The 2845-nt window shown below is 41.9% G+C and carries 2 protein-coding genes; one reads left to right on the top strand and one right to left on the bottom strand.

What is annotated here, in order from left to right; translation table 11 throughout:
• Window positions 1-480: 480 nt before the first annotated feature.
• A complete protein-coding gene (locus ACFE90_RS37505) occupies window positions 481-1305 on the top strand; it encodes a SirB1 family protein (RefSeq protein WP_375507294.1) in 825 nt (274 codons plus the stop codon).
• Window positions 1306-1442: 137 nt separating this feature from the next.
• Here the strand turns inward: ACFE90_RS37505 and ACFE90_RS37510 are convergent, their stop codons facing one another.
• Window positions 1443-2042, bottom strand: coding sequence for a DVUA0089 family protein (locus tag ACFE90_RS37510; RefSeq protein WP_375507295.1), 600 nt, complete (start codon window positions 2040-2042; stop codon window positions 1443-1445).
• Between the last annotated feature and the right edge of the window lie 803 nt (window positions 2043-2845).

Here is a 2845-nt window from a genome sequence, read left to right on the forward strand (position 1 = left end):
CATCCTCTCAACGCCATTTCGGAATCTTCCTTAATTAATAATCACTAATTGGTACTTGGATACCATATATCTTTACGCTTATACTACGTTAAGAAAGCTTACATAAAAAATCTGCTCTCCCTAGCGATCGCAGAAAGAGCAGCTTTATACCATTTATTCAAATAGTTACTACACATCCTCTCAACGCCATTTCGGAATCTTCCTTAATTAATAATCACTAATTGGTACCTGGATACCATACATCTTTAGATTGCTCAAAACAGATTTAGCACAATGCATACCATAAAAGTGTGTATTAGTCAATATAAAACAGCTACATTAATCTAATTCCATCCCCTGGATAGATTAAGGTCATGAAATTTATGCACAAACTAGATTTCCAAATCTTCTGAATATCCCTAATATAAAAATAGGTACACTATTTTCAGTTTAGCCAAGCCGCTCTCGCTTCATCCTCACACTTCCACCAAGCAACAGCTTATGAATTTCTCGTCAGCACGACAATATTTTTATCAGGAGATTCAACAGTCTGAGGAACACATTGACCTAGCAAAGGCAGCTTTATATATTGCACAAGAAGAATATCCCAAGCTAGACCCAGAGGAATATCTCAACGCCCTTGATACAATGGCATGGGAGCTTCAAGAACGCCTGCCTGATTCACGATATCCTTTGCGGATAGTTCAAAGTATTAACCAGTATCTCTACGAAGATTTAAAGTTTTCTGGTAACAAAATTGACTATTACGATCCGCGTAACAGCTTTTTCAATGATGTAATTGACCGTCGGCTAGGTATTCCTATTACCTTGGCGTTGGTTTACCTGGAAGTTGCCAGACGGATCGATTTCCCGATGGTGGGTGTGGGGATGCCAGGACATTTCCTAATCCGCCCAGATATTGAAGATATAGAGATTTTCGTCGATGCTTTCAATGGTGGTGAAATAATATTTGCTCAAGATTGCGAAGAACGGCTGTCTCAACTTTATCAGCAACGTATGACGCTACAACCAGAATTTTTAGCTGTAGTCAGTAATCGGCAATTTTTGGCAAGGATGCTGACAAATTTAAAATTTATTTACCTTAAACAGCAAGAATTAGAAAAGACACTGGCAGCAGTTGAACGAATTTTGTTGCTGTTTCCTGGTTTAACTTTAGAGTTACGCGATCGCGGCTTGATCTATTATCAACTCGGTTACTACCCCCAAGCCGTAGACGACTTACAAAATTATTTAGCAAAAGTTCCCGATGCCGAGGATGCATCTGTGATTCGGCGGCTACTTACCGAATTGGGTAAGAATGGTTGAATCAAGTAAAAGGACTGGGTGAGAAAGATACAATAGCTTTGATTGCAACTTAAGTATCAAAATCAAAATGCTGTGTCAGCAACATATTGACACAGCAGTGGTTAGTTAAATTAAACGGTTTAAATAAAAATTGATGCTTATACCTTAACTGCGGCTTGTTGTTTACGCTTGCGAACAGAGGTAATGCCGAAAGCACCTAAGCCTAAGATACCGATGAGAGAAGCGGGTTCGGGAACAGAAGCAGTCTCCTGGTTTAGGCTGATAGAGTAACTGTCAGAAGAAAAACCAGGACCAACAGAACCATAAGTAGGACCAGATTTGGCAAAGTTGGCGAAGGATGAGATTCCCAACAAGTACTCACCACTATCTACAGACAGGTTGAGAGTGGATTGCAGCGTAGACTGAGAATCGTCCTCGTTCTGAGCGATTAGCGTACCTGATGAATCAAACAGTTGTAGTATGGTATCGAAGGTAAAGGGTGTACCACCGACTGTCGTAGCGTTGAATTGCCCACCACCCCAAGAGAAAGAAAAGAGGTCAGCATCGTCGCTAGGAGAGATAGTTCCTTGGATGACATTAATGCCACCAAGAAGATTTTGGGCGGTATTTAAAGTCTGACCTGCATCACCCACTTCAGTAAAAGTCGCAGCTTGGGCGGTTCCTGCTGCTCCCAGTGCAATAACTGCTGTTCCCACTGTAGACAGTGATAACTTTGTCAAAACATTTACATTAGCCATTCCGTTATTTACCCTATAAACGAATCTTTTTGTCTGCCTTTAAGGCTTCAATCCTAAGAGGATGTTTGAAAAGTCATAATTGGTGTATAAACGTTTTTTACCCCACCCTAACCCTCCCCGTATGTATTGGGGAGCCACTGCGTTGGGCGGGCAATGCCCGACTTGAAGCAAGTGGCGTGAGGGAACTAGATTTTCCAGTTTCCCCCCTTGTAAAGGGGGGATTAAGAGGGGGGTAAAAATTCGATTAAAATCACAGCCAACCACTTTTTAAACAACCTCTAATACGTGTTTCTAATGAGTAAAAACATTTTTAGCTATTTTACAGAAAATTGACTGAGAAATAAAGCTATTAATGTGCGGAAAAAAGGTAAAAATACATGCTTTAAAAAGCTTATAACCACATCTACTAGAGGTTAGAAGCTGTATTTATACTTAAAATAATGATCAAGGAGTATTCTCAACAACTCAGTTGCTTCTCTGTCAAAGACGCTCTTGCTAGCTTGCTTGTTTATAAAAGTACAAGTCGGGAAACCCGACGCCAGTCGCTCATGGGGGAAACCCCCAGACGCTCGCGGACTCGAAGAGGCTGCGCTATGCGCTAAAGCGTCTCCCCTTGGAGAAGACCCTTTCAGGGTTCGGCAGTTGTTCATGGGGGAAACCCCCAAGACCACACTGCCTCACCACGCTGGCTCCCCAACGCACTGGCTCGACTTCTCGCTGAGTTGTGAATGCTGAGTCCTAAGTGCTAAGGGGAGCAACGCGATTTGGTGAGGTAGGATCAAAAACCAGCGATCGCTAAAAAT

It is taken from the genome of uncultured Nostoc sp., from assembly GCF_964245445.1.
Taxonomy (GTDB): domain Bacteria; phylum Cyanobacteriota; class Cyanobacteriia; order Cyanobacteriales; family Nostocaceae; genus Nostoc.

Bases quoted from the DNA above. Each gene is read 5' to 3' on its own strand.
- ACFE90_RS37505 (WP_375507294.1), top strand. From the start codon at position 481: ATGAATTTCTCGTCAGCACGACAATATTTTTATCAGGAGATTCAACAG.
- ACFE90_RS37510 (WP_375507295.1), bottom strand. From the start codon at position 2,042: ATGGCTAATGTAAATGTTTTGACAAAGTTATCACTGTCTACAGTGGGA.